Raw genomic sequence first — 15,979 nt, forward strand, 5'->3', positions numbered from 1 at the left:
CAGTCGCCGGGACCCAGTCGCACCAAAGGCGGCATACGCACCGACTGCGGGGCACTCCCACTACCGCGAGGTAGCCGGGGTGCCCCGCAGTCGGCTCACAGCACCACGTTCACCAGCCGGCCCGGCACCACGATCACCTTGCGCGGCTCACCGGTCAGCAGCTCGGCCACCTTCGGGTCGCCCAGCGCCGCCGCCTTGACCTCGTCCGGCGACGCCGACGCGGCCACCACCACGCGGGCCTTGACCTTGCCGTTGACCTGGATCGGGTACTCCACGGTGTCCTCGACCAGGAACTTCTCCTCGGCGCGCGGGAACGGCCCGTGCGCCAACGACTCCGCGTGCCCCAGCTTCGCCCACAGCTCCTCGGCCACGTGCGGGCACAGCGGGGCCAGCAGCAGCACCATCGGCTCGGCCAACGCCCTCGGCGCGCCGCCCGGGAAGTGCTTGGTGACGAAGTTGTTCAGCTCGATCAGCTTCGCGCCCGCCGTGTTGTAGCGCAGGTTCGCGTAGTCGTCGTGCACGCCCGCGATCGTCTTGTGCAGCAGCCGCAGCGCGTCCTCGGCCGGCTCCTCGTCGGTGACCCGCAGCGCGCCGGTCTCCTCGTCAACCAGGTTGCGCCACAGGCGTTGCAGGAACCGCTGCGCGCCCACGACGTCCTTGGTCGCCCACGGGCGGGAGACGTCCATCGGCCCCATCGACATCTCGTAGAGCCGGAACGTGTCCACGCCGTACCGGTCGCACATGTCGTCCGGCGTCACGACGTTCTTCAGGCTCTTGCCCATCTTGCCGTACTCGCGCTTGACCTCGGCGCCCTCGAAGAAGTACTTGCCGTCGCGCTCCTCGACCTGCTCGGCCGGCACCGGCGTGCCGCGCTCGTCGCGGTAGGCGTACGCCTCGATGTAGCCCTGGTTGAACAGCCGCCGGTACGGCTCGTCACCGGACACGTGGCCCAGGTCGAACAGCACCTTCTGCCAGAACCGGGAGTACAGCAGGTGCAGCACCGCGTGCTCGACGCCGCCGATGTACAGGTCGACGCCGCCCGGGTCGTTCGCGCCGTGCTCGGCCCGGGGCCCCAGCCAGTAGCGCTCGTTCTCGGCGTTGACGAACCGCTCGGTCTCCGTCGGGTCGACGTACCGCAGCTGGTACCAGCACGACCCCGCCCAGTTGGGCATGGTGTTGGTCTCCCGGCGGTACTTCTTCGGCCCGTCGCCCAGGTCCAGCTCGACCTCGACCCACTCGCCCGCACGGGACAGCGGCGGCGACGGCTCGGAGTTCGCGTCGTCCGGCTCGAAGGTCCGCGGCGAGTAGTCGTCCACGTCGGGCAGCTCGATCGGCAGCATCGACTCGGGCACCGCGATCGGCGTGCCGGCCTCGTCGTAGACGATCGGGAACGGCTCGCCCCAGTACCGCTGCCGGGAGAACAGCCAGTCGCGCAGCTTGAACTGCACGGTGCCCTCGCCCCGGTCGTGCTCCTCCAGCCAGGCGATGATCGTCTTCTTGGCCTCGGCGACGTCCAGCCCGTCCAGGAACCCGCTGTTCACCGCCGGTCCGGTACCGGTGTACGCCTCGCCCTCGAACCCGTCGGGCGGCCGCACGGTCCGGATGATCGGCAGGTCGAACGCCGTGGCGAAGTCCCAGTCGCGCTGGTCCTGGCCGGGCACCGCCATGATCGCGCCGGTGCCGTAGCCCATCAGCACGTAGTCGGCGACGTAGACCGGGATCTCCGCGCCGGTCACCGGGTTCACCGCGTGCGCGCCGGTGAAGACGCCGGTCTTCTCCTTGTTCTCCTGCCGGTCCAGGTCCGACTTGCGGGCCACCGCGCGGCGGTACTCGGCGATCGCGCCCACCCGGTCGGCGGCGGCGATCTCGTCCACCAGCGGGTGTTCCGGGGCCAGCACCACGTAGGTCGCGCCGAACAGCGTGTCCGGGCGGGTGGTGAACACCTCGATGTCGTGCCCGCCCACCGCGAACCGCACCCGCGCGCCGTGCGAGCGGCCGATCCAGTTGCGCTGCATGGACTTGACCTTCTCCGGCCAGTCCAGCCGGTCCAGGTCGTCGATCAGCCGGTCGGAGTAGGCGGTGATCCGCATCATCCACTGCCGCAGCGACCGCCGGAACACCGGGAAGTTGCCGCGCTCGCTGCGGCCGTCGGCGGTGACCTCCTCGTTGGCCAGCACGGTGCCCAGCCCGGGGCACCAGTTCACCGGGGCCTCGGACAGGTAGGCCAGCCGGTAGCCGCCCAGCACCTGCTCCCGCTGCGCGCCGGTCAGCTCGGCCCACGGCCGGCCGTCCGGCGTGGGGCGCGTGCCGTCGGCGAACCGCGCCTCCAGCTCGGCGATCGGGCGGGCCTTCTTCGCCTCGTCGTCGAACCAGGAGTTGAAGATCTGCAGGAAGATCCACTGGGTCCACTTGTAGTAGCCCGGGTCGATCGTGGAGATCCGGCGGCGCTCGTCGTGGCCCAGGCCGACCCGGCGGATCTGCCGCAGGTAGGTCTGGATGTTGGCCTCGGTGGTGGCGCGCGGGTGCTGCCCGGTCTGCACGGCGTACTGCTCGGCGGGCAGGCCGAACGCGTCGAAGCCCATGGTGTGCAGCACGTTGCGGCCGGTCATCCGGTGGTACCGGGCGAACACGTCGGTGCCGATGAAGCCCAGCGGGTGCCCGACGTGCAGGCCCGCGCCCGACGGGTACGGGAACATGTCCTGCACGAACAGCTTGTCGGCCGGCACCTCGCCCCGCAGCGGCCCGACCGGGTTGGGCGCGTGGAACGTCCCGCGCTCCTCCCACTCCCGCTGCCACCGCCGCTCGATGCCGCCGGCCAGCTCGGCGGTGTAGCGGAAGGCGGGCGTCTCGGACGCGTCGGTGCTCATCTCGGGTCTTCCCTTCGGTTGCCGGCCCCTGACATGACGAAACCCCCCAGCCCAGGACAGGCATGAGGGGTTGCCGCGCTGACCCGTGGGGGTCGGCGCGGCTAGCTAAGGAGCAGGCGGGCCGTGCTCATGGCAGCAACGGTATCAGCGCAGCGCGAGCACGATGAACTGGGTGACCTGCGCGGGCGAGAAGTTGTCGTCGGAGACCAGCAGCAGCGTGCCGCCCGGTCCCCAGGCCATGCCCTCGACGTTGTCCACCCGGCTGAGCGGGAAGTCGGCGAGGTCCGCGAGCAGCTTCTTGCGCATCGGCTTCGCCCCGTCCAACGGCTTGTCCTTGACGTTCGCAGCGCCGTGCGCGGTGGCCTCGAACAGCCGGACCTTGTTGCCCACGCCCGGGACGAACGAGCGCTCCAGCACCAGCAGGCCGTCCCGGTGGGGGAGCACCGCGGCGACACCGGTGCCGCCGCCCGGCGCGAACACCGGCTCCTGCCGGTAGACGTACTGGGCCAGCACCCGGTCCGGGGTCTGCACGGTGAGCCGGGAGACCGCGCCGCGGGTGTGGTCGGCGGGCGGGCCGTCCTGGAGCAGCGGCCCCTCGACGGCCGTGATCACCCGTCCGTGTGACAGGGCCAGTCCCTCCAACGCCTCGTTGCGGCGCGGGCCGGAGTCCGGGCGCATCTTCAGGTTGTCGGCCAGGACGTGCTCGCGGACGAACCCGCCGTCCCGGGTCGCCTCCCGCACGGACGGGTCGATGAGCGTGCCGCCGTTGCGCTCGCCCTCCTGCACCCAGAGGTAGTGCCCGGTGCGCGGGTCGACCCGGACGTCCTCCGGGTCGACGGTGTTCGCCGGGTACGGCACGCCCTCGGCGTTGCGCAGGCGGTGCACGGCGGTGAACGTCGGCACGCCCCGCGCCGAGATCTTCGCGGTGTAGAACCGGGCGGCCGCGCGGTCGTCGCTGATCAGGACGTACTGGCCGGTCCACGGGTCGCGGTCGAGCCCGGACAGGCCGCCGACCGTCGTGCCCCCGACCGTCGTGCCGGGGGCGAGGACGTGCTCGGCCACGAACCGCACCCCCGGCGCGGCGTCGGCCTGCGCCGGGAGCAGCGCGAGGATCAGGGCGGGGACGAGCGCGGTCCGCAGCATGCGTCCAGCAGACCAGACCAGGGTGTCCGGCCGGTGAACCCGGAGGTGGGTGAGCCGCCCGCTGGTGGTTCGACGGGCGGCTCACGCGGTCGGGCCTGGGATCACTCGTCGTCGGGCGGCCCTTCCGCCACCGGGCGCGGTTCCGCGAGGTGGTCGGACGCTGTCGGCCCGGACCTCACCGGATCGCCAGCGCGATGAACCGGGTGACCTCCTCGGCGGCGAAGTTGTCGTCGCTGACCAGCACCAGCGTGCGCTCGCCGGAGGGCAGGCGCGGGCCCCAGGCCAGGCCCTCGACGTTGTCGATCAGCGGCAGCGGGAAGTCGTCCAGGTCGGCGACGAGCTTCTTGCGCACCGGCTTGGCGTCCGCGCCCTGGAGGCTGCGCACGCCCTTCACGTCGGTCGAGCCCCAGAGGTCGATCTCGTAGAGCCGCACCTTGTAGTCCGAGCCGGGCACCCAGCTCCGCTCCAGGGTGAAGTAGTGGCCGGGGCGCTGCGGGTCGGCCAGGATCGCGGGCACCCCGGTGTCCGGGCCCCAGGGGCCGGGCTCGGGCGCGGCGAACAGCGGCTCCAGCGGGTACACGTGCTGGGAGAGCACATGCCCGAGCCGGCTCTGCACGGTGATCCGGGCCACCGAGCCGCGCTCGGTCGTGGACTCCTCGCCGTCCTCCAGCAGCGGACCCTCCACGATCGAGGTCAGCAGCAGGCCGGCCGCGTCGAACGTGATCGCCTCCAGCGCGCGGTTGCCGCGCGGGCCCGCGTCCGGGGTGATCGCGTAGTTCGCGGGCAGCGGGAGGGTGGAGCGGTGCGCGCCGGCGCGGGACGAGCGCTCGATCGACGGCTGGATCGGCGTCGCGGACCGGTTGCCCTCCTGGGACCACCAGTAGTCGCCGGTCAGCGGGTCGACCCGGACGTCCTCGGGGTCGACGGCGTTGGCCGGGTAGGTGCTGCCGTCCGGGCGGCGCAGCGGGGTGGTGCCGGTGAGCGCGAGGTCGTGCACGCCGGTCGCGTCGACGTCCAGCCGCGCGGTGTAGGTCCGGACCGGGTTGATGTTCGAGCGGTCGTCGCTGATCAGGACGTACTCGCCGGTGCGGGGGTCGCGGTCGACGCCGGACAGGCCACCCACGGTGGTGCCCTGGAAGGCGACCTTGTGCGGGAGCGTGGCGAAGCCGAGGTAACGGGCCTGCGGGGCGGCCGCGGCGGCCGGCGCGGCGGCCACGACCGCGGTGACGACCAGCGCGGCGGCGGTCAGACAAGATCGAAATCTCATGGGGCCGAGCCTGCCGGGGTGGTGATCCACGCGATAGCGCTCAGTCGGGTGACCCCGTTCGGCGGACCTGGTGCGTTCCCGGCCGGCGGCCGCGCTTACCCTCGACGGTGTGAACATCGTGCTGCTTGTCGTCCTGGGGCTGGTCGGTGCCGCACTCGGGGTCGTCGGCGTCCTCGGGCTGCGCGGTCGGCTCCGGCGCAACCGGTTCTTCGGGGTGCGCACCAAGGCCACGCTGCGTGACGACGAGGCGTTCACCCTCGCCAACAAGGTCGCCGCGGTGCCCACCGCGGTGGCCGGCGCGATCGCCCTGGTCACAGCGGCGGCGGTGGCGGTCAACCCGTCGACCGCGCTGGTCGTGGGCCTGATCGGGCTGGTCGGCTCGCTGGTGATCGCGGCGGCCGGCGGCGTGCTGGGCCACCGCGCGGCCGAGGCGCTGCCCGAGCCCGAGACCTCCGGCTGCGGCGGCTGCGCGTGCGCCGGCGCGTGCGGCGTGCTCCAGCGCGCCTGACCAGGAGGTCGCCGGCGGGCCGCTGATCGCTAGTTGCGGCGGACGTCCACCGGGAACGTGGCCAGCAGCGCCGTCGGCATCCCCTGGCGGCGCAGCACCCGGCCCCACAGGTCGACGTTCGGCGGGGTCAGCACGTCGTCGGGCAGGCCGGGCACCACGATCCAGTCGCCGCGCTCGATCTCGCCCGCCAGCTGGCCCTCGCCCCACCCCGAGTAGCCCGCGAACACCCGCAGCCCACGCACCTTCTCGACCAGCGCGTCCGGGTCCGAGTCCAGGTCGATCAGGGCCACCGGGCCGTGCACGTTCACCACGCCCTCCAGCGCCCCGTGGTCCTCGCCGGTGCGCAGGGCCGCCAGGCACAGGGCCGTCTTCTGCTGCACCGGGCCGCCGATGTAGACCGCCTGCGGCCGGGTCGCGTGCGGGCCCCACGCCGGCAGCACGTCGTGCACGGCGACCTCGCTGGGCCGGTTGAGCACGACACCCAGGGTGCCCTCGCCGCGGTGGTCGATGATGTAGACCACCGTGCGGCGGAAGTTCGAGTCGGTCAGGCTCGGTGCCGCGACCAGCAGGGAACCCGGTTCGACTTCCGCATCAGGACGCACGGGCACCATGATCCCAGACGACGCACATCACACCGGGAGCGGAACATCCGGGTTACCGTTGTCGTTGTACGAACCGTCAGGCGCCATCGAGTCCCCCGGGCCCAACATAAACTGCCTTCGCGGAATACCGTCCGGCTGGAGCCGCGTAGCGCAACCCGCCGAGAGGCGACCGGGCGCCTGGCCCGAGGAGGCCGGACCCACGCGGGTCCGGCCTTCTGGGTTGTCAAGGCATAGGCTCGCGAGGTGACGACTGCCGGTCCCGCCACGGCGAAGCACCACCTCGGCGCCCGCAGGCTGCTGGCGACGGCGGACTTCCGCAGGCTCTTCGCGACCCGGCTGGTCGGCCAGTGGGGCGACGGGGTGTTCCAGGCGGGGCTGGCCGGGGCCGTCCTGTTCAACCCCGAGCGGCACGCCGACCCGCTGGCGGTGGCGGCCGGGTTCGCGGTGCTGCTGCTCCCGTACTCGGTGGTCGGCCCGTTCGCGGGCGCGCTGCTCGACCGCTGGGACCGCCGCCGGGTGCTCCTCGTGGCCAACCTCACCCGCGCGGTGTTCATCCTGCTCACGGCCGGTGCGGTCGGGTTCGGGCTGGACGGTGTGCCGCTCTACGCGGCGGCGCTGTTCGTGACCGGGGTGAGCCGGTTCGTCGGCTCCGGCCTGTCCGCGTCGCTGCCGCACGTCGTCGAGCCGGACCACCTGGTCGAGGCGAACGCGTTCGTCACCACGCTCGGGTCGCTGACCACCGTGCTCGGCGCGGGCTGCGCGGTCGGCCTGCGCGAGCTGTTCGGCGCGGGCGACGGCGGGTCGGCGTGGACGACGGCGTGCGCGGTGGCGGGCCCGCTGGTCGCGGCGTTCCTGGCGGCCCGGTTCCGCCGGGGCGCGCTGGGCCCGGACGAGGTGGACGAGCCGAGCCGCACGATGACCGCCGTGGCCCGGGGCCTGCTCGACGGCGGCCGGGCCGCCTGGCGCGCGCCCTCGGTGGCCGCGTCGCTGGCCGCGCTGCTCGCCCACCGGGCCGCGTTCGGGGCGTCCCTGCTGCTCACCCTGCTGCTGATGCGCAACGGGCTGGAGGACTTCGGCCCGCTCAGGGCCGGGATGGCCGGTCTCGGCGAGGTCGCCCTGGCCGGTGGCGCGGGCCTGCTGGTCGCGGGCCTGGTGACCGACCGGCTGGTGGACGTGTTCGGCCGCACGGGTGCGATCTGCGGCGCGCTCGGCCTGGCCGCCGCCGCGCAGCTCGCGCTGGGCCTGCCGATGGTGCTGCCGACGATCCTGGGCGCGTCGTTCTTCCTGACCTTCGCGGGCCAGGTGGTCAAGCTGTGCGTGGACGCGTCGGTGCAGGGCGACATCGGCGACGAGGTCCGCGGCCGGGTGTTCGCCCTCTACGACACGCTGTTCAACATCATGCAGGTGGTGGCGATCTCGGCCGCCGCGGCCGTCGTCCCCCTGGACGGCCGCTCGCCCGGCCTGATCGTCGCCGCGGCGTTCGCCTACCTGCTCGGCGCGGTCGCCTACCTGCTGCTCCACCGCCGGTCGCGCTGACCGGCCGCGCCAACCGGCCGCGCCAACCGGTCGCGCTAACCGGGGCCGCCGGGCACGGGCAGCCGGATGATCCCGGTCTCGTGCGCGAAGACCACCGCGGCCATCCGGTCGCGCAGGTCGAGGGCCCGCAAGATCTCGGTGACGACCGCCCCGACCTGGCGCTGGCTGACCGCCAGCACCCGCGCGATCTCGTGGTCGGCCAGGCCCCGCGCCAGGCAGCGCAGCACCGCCCGCTGCTGGTCGCTCAGCGCGGCCAGCCCCTGTTCCCGCGTGCATCCCTCGGCCGACAAACCCCACGTGTTCATCCGAAACCACCCCCAGTGTGCGTCCGACGCACACAGTCATGGTCCCGCAACTGCGTGTCACTTGGCTAACGGAAAGCGGGTGATTCAGCCATCAGTCACGCCGGCGGTTCGATTCCCTCCGAGCGCGCCCACGCGATCAGCTCCGCCACGGCTTCGTCGTGCTCCAGCGGCCCGCGGTCCAGCCGCAGCTCCTTGAGGAACTTCCAGGCCCGCCCGACCTGCGGTCCCGGCGGCAGGCCGAGCAGCCGCATGATCTCGTTGCCGTCCAGGTCCGGCCGCACCCGGCGCAGGTCCTCCTCGGCGGCGATCCGGTCGATCCGGCGCTCCAGCTCGTCGTAGGTGCGTTGCAGGGCGTTGGCCTTGCGCCGGTTGCGGGTAGTGCAGTCGGCCCGCACCAGCTTGTGCAGCCGGGACAGCAGGTGGTCGGCGTCGGTCACGTACCGGCGCACCGCCGAGTCCGTCCACCCGCCAGTGCCGTAGCCGTGGAACCGCAGGTGGAGGTACACGAGCTGGGCGACGTCCTCGACCACCTCCTTGGAGTACCGCAACGCCCGCAAGCGCTTGCGGACCATCTTCGCACCGACCACCTCGTGGTGGTGGAACGAGACGCCGCCGCCCTCCTCGAACCGCCGGGTGTCCGGCTTGCCGATGTCGTGCAGCAGCGCGGCCAGCCGCAGCACCAGGTCCGGCTCGGGGGTCTCCTCCAGGTCGATCGCCTGGTCCAGCACGACCAGCGAGTGGTGGAAGACGTCCTTGTGCTGGTGGTGCTCGTCGATCTCCAGCTTCATCGCGGGCAGCTCCGGCAGCACCACGTCGGCCAGCCCGGTGGCCACCATCAGCTCGATGCCCGCGCGCGGGCGCGCGCCGGTGAGCAGCTTGGACAACTCCGCCTGCACCCGCTCGGGGGTGATCCGGGCCAGCTCGCCCGCCATCGACGTCATCGCCTCGACCACCCGGGGCGCGGGGGTGAACCCGAGCTGCGAGACGAACCGGGTGGCGCGCAGCATCCGCAGCGGGTCGTCGCCGAAGGACTCCTGCGGCGTCGCCGGGGTGTCCAGCACCCCCGCGGCCAGCGCCGCCCGACCGCCGGTCGGGTCCACCAGCTCGCGGGCGACCAGGTCGAACGCCATCGCGTTGACGGTGAAGTCGCGGCGCACCAGGTCGCCCTCGACGGTGTCGCCGAAGGTCACCTCGGGGTTGCGGGTCACGCCGTCGTAGGCGTCCGCGCGGAACGTGGTGATCTCGACGGTCTGGCCGTGCTTGGTCGCGCCGACCGTGCCGAACGCGATGCCGGTGTCCCAGATCGCCTCGGCCCACCCGGACAGCAGCTTCTGCACCGCGGCCGGCCGGGCGTCGGTGGTGAAGTCCAGGTCGAACGCGCCGGCCAGCCGCCCCAGCAGGGCGTCCCGCACGCTGCCGCCGACCAGGTACAGCCGGTGGCCCGCGGCGGCGAACCGCCCGGCCAGTTCATCGGCCACGGGGAAGGCGCTCAGCAGCTCCACCACGTCGGTGGACACGTTCGATTCGGACACGAAGAGCCAGCGTACTGGTAAGGCGCACTTGATCCGTCACGCAATGAACAGCACCCGCTCCGCGGGGGTCACCGAGTTGATCACGGTTGGCAACAGGGCGGCCACGCCCCGTAACCGCTGCTCACCACTACCATCAGGACCATGCCCCACTCGTCCGGTCGCTCCGGCGGTCCCAAGCCGAGGCGCCGGAACCGGCGTCGCGGTCGCCGGCTGAAGACGGTGGACGAGACCTCGGCGGGCGGGCTCGTGCTGGACGACCTCCACCGGGCCGCCGCGATCATCGGCAGGCTGGACCGGCGTGGCAGGCTGCTCTGGTCACTGCCCAAGGGTCACATCGAGGCCGGCGAGACCGCGGAACAGACCGCGGTGCGCGAGGTCGCGGAGGAGACCGGTATCCATAGCAGGGTGCTGCGGCCCCTCGGCTCGATCGACTACTGGTTCGTCGCCGAGGACCGCCGGGTGCACAAGACCGTCCACCACTTCCTCCTCGAAGCGCTGGGCGGCGAGCTTTCCGACGAAGACGTGGAGGTCACCGAGGTGGCGTGGGTGCCTCTTGGCGAACTGGACGAACGGCTCGCGTACGCGGACGAACGGCGCCTGGTGCGCCGCGCCGTGGAGCTGCTCGACTCGGCCCCGACCGGCCCCGGCCTGGCCGAGGCCAACGCGGACGGGGCGGAGTCGGCGTGAAACGGCTGCTGTCCGCGCTCGCGGCGGCCGGGCTGCTGGTGGTCGGCTCGCCGGCCGTCGCCGCTCCGGCCGACGGCGGGCGGCTCCCGGTCAAGCCCGCGCCCGCCACCCAGGTGTGGGCCACCCGCCCGGCGTCCTACCAGCCCGGCAGCACCGCCCAGCCGCTGCTGCGGCTGGACATCGAGGACCTGTCGCCGCGGCTGGTCACCGCCGGCGCGAACTCGGTCACGATCAGTGGCAAGATCGTCAACGTCGGGGACCGCGACATCGCCGACCTGGAGCTCCGGCTGGAGCGCGGCGACGCGCTGACCAGCGAGGAAGCCGTCCGGCAGGCGTTGCGCGAGCCGACCGACGCGGAGACCGTGCAGCCCTGGTTCACCCGCATCGCCGACGAGCTGAAGATGGGCCAGAGCAAGCCGTTCAGCCTGACCGTGCCGGTGCGCGGGCCGGAGAACACCTCGCTGCGCATCGACCAGCCCGGCGTCTACCCGGTCCTGGCCAACATCAACGGCAGCCTGGACCGCGGCTACCGCGCCCGGCTGGCCGCGCTGAGCACCCTGCTGCCGGTGCTCGCGGTGCCCGACGGCGACGCGCTGCCGACCCCACCCGACCCGGCCAAGATCACCCTGCTGTGGCCGCTGGCCGACCGGCCCCGGATGGTCTCCGGCGGCTTGGAGCCGGTGCTCACCGACGACGAGCTGGCGTCCTCGCTGGCCCTGGGCGGCCGGCTGTACGGCCTGCTCAAGGCCTACGAGTCGGCGCTGGAGGGTCCGCTGGGCGGCGCGGTCTGCCTGGCCGTGGACCCGGACCTGCTGCGCACCGTGCAGGCCATGGGCAAGGGCTACCAGGTGCAGGGCCAGGGCGCGGGCAAGGGCCGCAACGAGGCCGAGCTGTGGCTGGCCCAGCTGCGGCTGCTGGCCGGCGGCCGGTGCGTGGTCTCGCTGCCCGACGCGGACGCCGACCTGGTCGCGCTGTCCCGGGCCCGGCTGACCGACCTGGTCGCGCTCGCGGCCAAGGGCGCCGACGAGGTCCGCGCCGTGCTGGAGGTGCAGGCGCAGCCCGGCCTGGCCTGGCCCGAGGACGGCGTGCTGGACCAGCAGACCCTCACCGACCTGGCCGACCAGGGCGTCACCGCGGTGGTCGTGGACCAGTCCGCGGTCGCGGGCACGCCGGGCAGCGGCCCGGTCACCCTCGACGCGAACGGCAAGCCGGTCACCGCGGTCCGGATCGACGGCATGGTCTCCGACGCGCTGCGCGGCACGGCGGTGGCCCGGCCGCCGGCCGGCGGCATCACCACGCCCACCGAGACCCGCCCGGTGTCGGTGCAGAACGCGCTCGCCGCGCTCGCCTACCGGACCGGCTTCCAGGCCGCCGGCCGGCACGTGGTGATCAGCCCGCCGCGCCGGTGGAACGCGCCGACCGGCGAGGTCAACACGTTCCTCCAGATCACCAAGTCGCTGGTCGGCGCCGGCTTCGCGACCCCGGTCGGGCTCCAGTCGCTGATCGGCGCGACGCCCGAGCGGGCGGCGGCGCTGAGCTACCCGGTGGAGTCGGGCGCGCAGGAGGTGCCGCCCGCGGTGACCGCCGACGTGGCCGCGTCCTGGCGGCAGCTCCAGGAGCTGGCCGGCGCGATGAGCCAGCAGGACCGGGAGTCCGCCAAGCCCGAGGAGCTGGTCGCGCCGCTGCGGCTGAGCCTGCTGCGGTCGGTGTCCGGCGCGTGGCGCGGCAGCGAGGCGGGCGCGCGCGCCGCGCTGGGCGTCGCCGACGGCCAGATCGCCGGCCTGCGCGGCAAGGTCTCGGTGACCGAGCCGAACAGCCCGATCCTGCTCGCCTCGGGCGACAGCCCGATCCCGGTGACCATCCGCAACCGGCTCAACGTGCGGATCACGGTCCGGATCGTGGTCGAGGAGACCCCCGGCATCGTCACCCAGCAGCTGCCCGACCAGCTCCTGCCGGCGGGCGGCGACCGGCAGCTCACCGTCCCGGTGGAGGTGCAGCGGTCCGGCCGGTTCCCGGTGCACATCAGGCTGACCACGCCGGAGGGCGTGGAACTCGGGGAACGGGCCCGGCTGGAGGTCTCCTCCTCCGCGTACGGGACCATCACCATCGTCATCACCGTCCTCGCCGGCGCCCTGCTGGTGCTGCTGTCCGCCCGGCGCATCTACCGGCGGGCGAAGGCCTCGCGGGCCGCCGCGGCGGCGGTGCCGAACGACGCCTCGGGCGTCACGCCGGAGAAGTCGAGCGCGAGTTGAGCGGAACCCCCACGGTGGCCGAGCAGGCGAAGCCCCCCTCGGTGGCACGGGCCTCGGGCTCGATGGCCATCGCCACGATCGTCAGCCGGGCGTCCGGGCTGCTGTCCAAGCTGCTGCTGATCACCATCATCGGCGGCAAGGTTCTCAACGACTCCTACCAGGCGGCCACCACGCTGCCGACGATGATCAACGAGCTGCTCCTGGGCGGCGTGCTGACCAGCGTGGCGATCCCGCTGCTGGTCCGCGCCGAGAAGGAGGACGCGGATCGCGGCGAGTCGTACGCGCAGTGGCTGATCACCATGTCGGTCGTGATCCTGGGCATCGGCACCGCGATCGCGATCGCCTGCGCGCCGCTGCTCACCTCGCTGTTCATCGACAGCAACTCTCAGGCCAACCCGGCGCTGGTGACCGCGTTCGCCTACCTGGTGCTGCCCGGCATCGTGTTCTACGGCCTGTCCGCGCTGCTCGGCGCGATCCTGAACACCCGGCACGTGTTCGGCCTGCCCACCTGGGCACCGGTGATGAACAACGTCGTGGTGATCCTGACGTTGGCCGTCTACTGGCTGCTGCCGGGGGAGATCAGCCTCGACCCGGTGCGGATGGGCGAGCCGAAGCTGTTGGTGCTGGGCCTGGGCACGATGCTCGGCGTGGCGATCCAGGCGGCTGTGCTGCTGCCCGCGATGAAGCGCTCCGGCTTCCGGTTCCGCTGGCGGTGGGGTTGGGACCGGCGGCTGGCCGAGTTCGGCGGGCTGGCCTTCTGGGTGCTGATCTACGTGGGCCTCGGGTTCGTCAGCATGATCGTGCTGACCCGGGTCGCTTTGAACGCCGAGGGCGCGCTGACCGCGTACAACTACCAGTGGCTGGTCGCGCAGGTGCCCTACGGCGTGCTGGGCGTCTCGCTGCTCACGGCGTTGATGCCGAAGATGTCCCGCGCCGCAGCGGCGGACGACACCCCGGCGCTGGTCGGCGACCTGTCGTTCGGCAACCGGATGTCGTCGATCCTGCTGATGCCGTTCAGCGCGCTGCTGACGATCGCGGGCCTCCCGATCGGGCTGGCGATCTTCTCGCACGGCGAGGCCGGCGAGGCGACCGGCCAGCGGATCGGCATGGCGCTGGCGCTGTCCGCGTTCGGCCTGGTGCCCTACGCGATCACGCTGCTCCAGCTGCGGGTGTTCTACGCGTTGAAGGACGCGCGCACGCCGACGTTGATCCAGGGGATCATCGTCGTGGTCCGGATCGCCCTGCTCTACGCGTTCCTCGCGTTCTCCCCGCCGGAGAAGCTCGCGGTGGGCGTGTCCATCGCCATGTCGCTGAGCTTCGTGGTCGGCTGCCTGGTCGGCCAGTTGTGGCTGCGGATCCGGTTGGGGCGGCTGCGCACCGGGTACACGGCGTGGACGATCTGCTTGACCGTGGTGGCCTCGGCCATCGGTTTCGCGGTGGCGGCGGGCGCGGCGTGGCTCGCCGTCCGGCTGCTGGGGACCGAGAGCCCGGTGGCCACCGCCTGGGTGGAGATGGTGGTGCTCACGATCGTGGGGCTGCCGCTGAGTTTCGCGCTGCTGGCCGTGTTCCGGGTACCCGAGGTGAAGCCGGTGATGGACAAGATCAGCCGACTGGTGCGGCGGCGATGACCGCGCCCTTCCTGCCGATTCCCGTACCCTCGGGCGCGTGAGCAGCGGCCCGATCCAGAACACCTCGCTGGTGCCCGGCGGGGTGATCGGCGACGGCCGCTACCGGCTGCTCGCCCAGTCGGGCACGGACCAGAGGTGCGACGCGCACCTGTGGCGCGCCCGCGACGGCCAGCTCAACCGGGACGTGGCGCTGACCATCCTGGTGGGCAACCCGGCCGACCACGCGGCGCTGGCGCGGGCCAAGCGGACGGTCGAGCGCGCGATGCACGCGGCGAGCTTCACCCACCCCGGCGTCTCCCGGGTGATCGACGTGCTCACGCCCGGCACCGGCATCCGGTTCGACGAGGGCATCCTCGGCATGGTCGTGGCCGAGTGGACCCAGGGCACCGACCTGATGGACCTGATCGCCGAGGGCCCGCTGCCCGCGGGCGCGGCGACCCGGCTGCTGGAGCCGCTGGGCGCGGCCATCGAGGGCGCGCACCACGCCGGCCTGGTGCTCGGGGCGGACCACCCGCAGCGGATCCGGGTGACCTCGGACGGCCGGCTGCGGCTGGCGTTCCCCGGCCCCCGCCCGGATGCGATCGCCCGCGACGACGTGAAGGGCCTGGGCGCGATCCTCTACCTGCTGCTCACCGGCCGGTGGGCGCTGCCCGGCGGGCCGGAGGGCGTGCCGGTGGCCCCGACCGGCCCGGACGGGGCGGTGGTCGCGCCGAGCGCGCTGCACCCGTACGTGCCGCACGAGCTGTCGTCGGTGGCGGTGCGCTCGCTGGAGGACACCAGCGTGGGCGGCATCCGCACGTCGGCGGCGATCCTCCAGGTGCTGGACCAGATCTCCGAGTCCGAGGCGCAGACCGCGCTGATCGAACCGGTGCCCGAGCCGGGTGACGACGGCGCGGTGTGGACCACCCAGCGACCGCCGCGCGGCAAGGACCACAAGCGCAAGCTGATGATCAGCGTGGCCGTGCTGGCGGTCGCCACCCTGGCGGTCGTGGTGTGGCTGGGCTTCCAGATCGTGAACTTCTTCAGCGACTCGCCGACCAAGGGCGGCGGCCCGACGGTGGTGATCGGCCAGTCCACGCCCGCGGGCTCCGGCCAGCCGGCCCCGCCCGCCGCGCCGACCCCGGCCGGGCCGGTGCAGCCGGCGGCGGTGGGCGTGTACGACGTGACCAACCAGCCGGACAACGCGAACCGGGCCAACCGCGCGGTGGACAACAACCCGACGACGGTCTGGCAGACCGAGAACTACTTCGAGCCGTTCCCGTCGCTCAAGCCGGGGATCGGGCTGATGGCGAGCTTCGCCGAGCAGGTCAAGCTCGCGTCGGTGACGGTGACCTCGCCCAGCGAGGGCACCCTGGTGGAGATCCGGGTGGCCGCGTCGGAGGGCGCGCCGCTGGAGGAGACCAAGGTCATCGCGACCGCGACGCTGTCCGCCGGGCAGACCCAGATCCAGCTCAACGAGCACGACGCGACCCAGCACGTGCTGGTGTGGATCACCAAGCTGGGCGGCAGCGGGCGCAACAACAAGTCCGACATCGCCGAGCTGGTCTACACCCGGGCCCAGTAGCCCGGCCCCGAGAGGACCCCCGGATGCCCCGAAGCGCACGAGCCTGTACCTGCCGCTGGCCGCGTTCCTGCTGGCCGGGTCCGTGCTG

The 15,979-nt window shown here is 73.0% G+C and carries 12 protein-coding genes; 6 read left to right on the forward strand and 6 right to left on the reverse strand.

The window, feature by feature from the left end:
• Positions 1–95: 95 nt before the first annotated feature.
• From leuS to BN6_RS41260, 3 genes are all read right to left on the reverse strand, one after another.
• Positions 96–2,867, reverse strand: a complete 2,772-nt coding sequence (gene leuS / locus BN6_RS41250; protein ID WP_015105833.1) for a leucine--tRNA ligase — start codon at positions 2,865–2,867, stop codon at positions 96–98.
• Positions 2,868–3,011: 144 nt separating this feature from the next.
• Positions 3,012–4,010, reverse strand: a complete 999-nt coding sequence (locus BN6_RS41255; protein WP_015105834.1) for an esterase-like activity of phytase family protein — start codon at positions 4,008–4,010, stop codon at positions 3,012–3,014.
• 175 nt (positions 4,011–4,185) lie between these two features.
• Entirely contained in the window at positions 4,186–5,277 is a 1,092-nt protein-coding gene (locus BN6_RS41260) for an esterase-like activity of phytase family protein (RefSeq protein WP_041315750.1), read from the reverse strand.
• Positions 5,278–5,386: 109 nt separating this feature from the next.
• Between BN6_RS41260 and BN6_RS41265 the strand changes: the two genes are divergently transcribed.
• A complete protein-coding gene (locus BN6_RS41265; protein ID WP_231904898.1) occupies positions 5,387–5,785 on the forward strand; it encodes an SdpI family protein in 399 nt (132 codons plus the stop codon).
• A 29-nt stretch (positions 5,786–5,814) separates the two neighbouring features.
• Here BN6_RS41265 and BN6_RS41270 read toward each other — a convergent pair whose 3' ends face one another.
• Positions 5,815–6,396 (reverse strand): YqgE/AlgH family protein, encoded by a 582-nt coding sequence (locus BN6_RS41270; RefSeq protein WP_041315751.1) that lies wholly within the window; start codon positions 6,394–6,396, stop codon positions 5,815–5,817.
• 234 nt (positions 6,397–6,630) lie between these two features.
• Here BN6_RS41270 and BN6_RS41275 point away from each other — a divergent pair, with 234 nt between their 5' ends.
• Positions 6,631–7,923, forward strand: coding sequence for an MFS transporter (locus tag BN6_RS41275; RefSeq protein ID WP_015105838.1), 1,293 nt, complete (start codon positions 6,631–6,633; stop codon positions 7,921–7,923).
• A 35-nt stretch (positions 7,924–7,958) separates the two neighbouring features.
• Here the strand turns inward: BN6_RS41275 and BN6_RS41280 are convergent, their stop codons facing one another.
• Positions 7,959–8,228: a helix-turn-helix domain-containing protein gene (locus BN6_RS41280; protein ID WP_015105839.1), complete on the reverse strand. Its 270-nt coding sequence runs from the start codon at positions 8,226–8,228 to the stop codon at positions 7,959–7,961.
• 95 nt (positions 8,229–8,323) lie between these two features.
• Positions 8,324–9,760, reverse strand: coding sequence for a CCA tRNA nucleotidyltransferase (locus tag BN6_RS41285; RefSeq protein WP_015105840.1), 1,437 nt, complete (start codon positions 9,758–9,760; stop codon positions 8,324–8,326).
• Positions 9,761–9,901: 141 nt separating this feature from the next.
• Between BN6_RS41285 and BN6_RS41290 the strand changes: the two genes are divergently transcribed.
• The 4 genes from BN6_RS41290 to BN6_RS41305 are packed head-to-tail and all read left to right on the forward strand — an operon-like array spanning position 9,902 to position 15,891.
• Positions 9,902–10,447 (forward strand): NUDIX hydrolase, encoded by a 546-nt coding sequence (locus tag BN6_RS41290; protein WP_015105841.1) that lies wholly within the window; start codon positions 9,902–9,904, stop codon positions 10,445–10,447.
• Positions 10,444–12,699 carry a DUF6049 family protein gene (locus BN6_RS41295; RefSeq protein ID WP_015105842.1) on the forward strand — a complete coding sequence of 752 codons (2,256 nt, stop codon included), beginning with the start codon at positions 10,444–10,446 and terminating at the stop codon, positions 12,697–12,699. Before BN6_RS41290 ends, BN6_RS41295 begins: the two co-directional genes overlap by 4 nt.
• Positions 12,696–14,327 (forward strand): murein biosynthesis integral membrane protein MurJ, encoded by a 1,632-nt coding sequence (murJ, locus tag BN6_RS41300; RefSeq protein ID WP_015105843.1) that lies wholly within the window; start codon positions 12,696–12,698, stop codon positions 14,325–14,327. The genes BN6_RS41295 and murJ overlap by 4 nt, the downstream gene beginning before the upstream one ends.
• Positions 14,328–14,364: 37 nt before the next feature.
• Positions 14,365–15,891, forward strand: a complete 1,527-nt coding sequence (locus tag BN6_RS41305; RefSeq protein ID WP_015105844.1) for a protein kinase family protein — start codon at positions 14,365–14,367, stop codon at positions 15,889–15,891.
• Positions 15,892–15,979: the final 88 nt, after the last annotated feature.

The sequence above is a fragment of the Saccharothrix espanaensis DSM 44229 genome (assembly GCF_000328705.1).
GTDB classification, from domain to species: Bacteria; Actinomycetota; Actinomycetes; order Mycobacteriales; family Pseudonocardiaceae; genus Actinosynnema; species Actinosynnema espanaense.

Coding starts and splice junctions, on each gene's coding strand:
- leuS (WP_015105833.1), bottom strand. CDS start 2,867: ATGAGCACCGACGCGTCCGAGACGCCCGCCTTCCGCTACACCGCCGAG.
- BN6_RS41255 (WP_015105834.1), bottom strand. CDS start 4,010: ATGCTGCGGACCGCGCTCGTCCCCGCCCTGATCCTCGCGCTGCTCCCG.
- BN6_RS41260 (WP_041315750.1), bottom strand. CDS start 5,277: ATGAGATTTCGATCTTGTCTGACCGCCGCCGCGCTGGTCGTCACCGCG.
- BN6_RS41270 (WP_041315751.1), bottom strand. CDS start 6,396: ATGGTGCCCGTGCGTCCTGATGCGGAAGTCGAACCGGGTTCCCTGCTG.
- BN6_RS41280 (WP_015105839.1), bottom strand. CDS start 8,228: ATGAACACGTGGGGTTTGTCGGCCGAGGGATGCACGCGGGAACAGGGG.
- BN6_RS41290 (WP_015105841.1), top strand. CDS start 9,902: ATGCCCCACTCGTCCGGTCGCTCCGGCGGTCCCAAGCCGAGGCGCCGG.